The sequence below is a fragment of the Arthrobacter sp. Hiyo1 genome, assembly GCF_001263615.2.
Lineage (GTDB): Bacteria > Actinomycetota > Actinomycetes > Actinomycetales > Micrococcaceae > Arthrobacter.
The window spans coordinates 553,583-555,477 of record NZ_DF952470.1 but is presented as its reverse complement, the minus strand read 5'-3'; the positions used below and the strand labels follow the sequence as shown (position 1 = coordinate 555,477).

The following is a 1,895-nucleotide window of genomic DNA, read 5'->3' as shown; positions in this document are numbered from 1 at the left end:
GCCCAGCTCCTTGCCGGCGGCTTGGACGACGAGACCCTGGTGAAGTACATCGACCGCTACTTCATGTACTACATCCGCACCGCCGACCGGCTTCAACGCACCGCCCGCTGGCAGGAAGAGCTCGACGGCGGCCTGGAGCACGTGCGCCAGGTGGTCGTCGAGGACTCGCTCGGCATCGCCGACGAGCTCGAGGCCGCCATGGCCAAGCACGTCGGGTCCTACGAGGACGAGTGGGCCGCGACCCTGAAGGACCCGGAACGGCTGCGCCGCTTCCGTTCCTTCGTCACGCCCCCGAGCAGGAAGATGAGGCCATCGTCTTCGTCCCGGAACGCGGCCAGATCCGTCCGGCCACCAACGAAGAGAAGAGCGCCGTCTTGATTTCTTCCGCGAGCATCCCGGTCCGCGGAAGGGACTAAGGACGCACCTCGACGGCGAGCTACGGGGACGGGCGGGCTAAGGCGGCGGCGAGTGGTCGCCGCGGGCTCCGACCACGCCGCCTCGTAGCTCGCCGTCAGCGTTTTCCAGAAGCGCGCTCAAGCGCTCGACCTGCTCAGCCAGCCGGCGAATCTCCTGCTTCATGGGTTCCTCGGCGACTGTCGCGGCCGCCGCAGCTCCGGAAGAGACTTGTTCAACGAGCCAAGAGGCAACCGATGCGGTCACGACGCCCAGGACGGCGATTCCGCAAACCATCAAGCCGCCGGCAACGCAGCGTCCCACCACCGTCACCGGGTAGTGGTCCCCGTAGCCGACGGTGGTGATGGTGACCATCGCCCACCAGATGGCGTCGCCAAAGTTGGTGATGTTAGCGCCGGCGGCGTTCTCCTCCGCATCAAGCACGGCGAGCGCACCACAGTACGTCAGGAGGGCCGCGGACCCGAGGACGAAAGTGAGGATCCGGCCTCGCATGGCGTTCCCGGCTGTGCGATGAAGCAGCTTCAGGAGTGTCACGAGCCGCAACAACCTCAAGGGCCTGAGGACCGGTAGTGCCAGGATCAGCAATTCGTGCAGGTTCCGCACGAACCACTTGGCGCGCCGCCGCGCCAAGACGAGGCACATCGCATAGTCCAAGGCAAACACCAGCCACGTGACCCAAATGATGGTGTCAACAACGGTGGATTGGGCCTCGCTGAGATTGGCGATCACCTGGAATGAATAGGCCACCAGGAACAGCACCGCTGCCGCCACCATGGGCCATTCGGAAACCTGCCGCCATCGTTCTTGGGTCATTGGTCGATATTAGCCACCTACCCTATTGACGGCGTTCACCTGCTGGCACCCGGCTGCCTCCCAGCAAACGTTCATCTCGCAGTAACCGGTACTGGCTAGGATCGAGCCCATGATTAATATGATCCAGGCCATCGTCATGGGCCTGCTGCAGGGAATCACTGAGCTCTTCCCGATTTCCAGCCTCGGCCACAGCGTCATCCTGCCCAAGCTCTTCGGTTGGGGCCTGGACCAGAAGGCGCCGGAATTCCTGAACTTCCTCATTGCCACCCACCTGGCTACAGCAATTGTGCTGTTCTTCTTCTTCCTCCGGGACTGGATTGAGATTGCCAAGGGCCTTGGCCGTTCAATCCGGGACAGGAAGATTGCTCCGTCAGACACGTATGCAAAGCTCGGCTGGCTCCTCGTGGTTGGAACCGTGCCTGCGGGAATCATCGGTTTGGTCCTGGAGAAGCCTATCCGGAACCTTTTCGGTTCCCCGCTGATCGCCGCGGCCTTCCTGGTGGTCAACGGTCTGGTCCTTTTTGGGGCCGAACGCCTGCGGACAAGAGACAGCCGCCGTGCCGCGGAGCAGCCCGCCACCGCAACGGCTTCCGACGCCGAAATCGCCACCCTGCCGTGGAAGCGCGCCTTGGCAATCGGAACGGCCCAGGCAGCCGCCCTGATCCCGG

General features: G+C 63.7%; 2 protein-coding genes and 1 pseudogene. 2 read left to right on the top strand and 1 reads right to left on the bottom strand.

The features are described 5' to 3' along the window. Positions 1-416 (top strand): annotated as a pseudogene (locus AHiyo1_RS11380) (nitrite reductase (NAD(P)H)); the annotation flags it as partial. Between the two features lie 37 nt (positions 417-453). Here the strand turns inward: AHiyo1_RS11380 and AHiyo1_RS11375 are convergent. Beyond that, the gene (locus tag AHiyo1_RS11375) at positions 454-1,227 is read right to left on the bottom strand and encodes a potassium channel family protein (RefSeq protein WP_059388637.1); all 774 of its coding nucleotides are present in this window, start codon (positions 1,225-1,227) and stop codon (positions 454-456) included. A gap of 109 nt (positions 1,228-1,336) precedes the next feature. Here AHiyo1_RS11375 and AHiyo1_RS11370 point away from each other — a divergent pair. Beyond that, positions 1,337-1,895: undecaprenyl-diphosphate phosphatase (locus AHiyo1_RS11370; RefSeq protein ID WP_148667547.1), on the top strand; the 559-nt coding region annotated here is incomplete at its 3' end.

Excerpts from the sequence above, each read along its gene's own strand:
- AHiyo1_RS11375 (WP_059388637.1), bottom strand. The coding sequence starts at position 1,227 with ATGACCCAAGAACGATGGCGGCAGGTTTCCGAATGGCCCATGGTGGCG.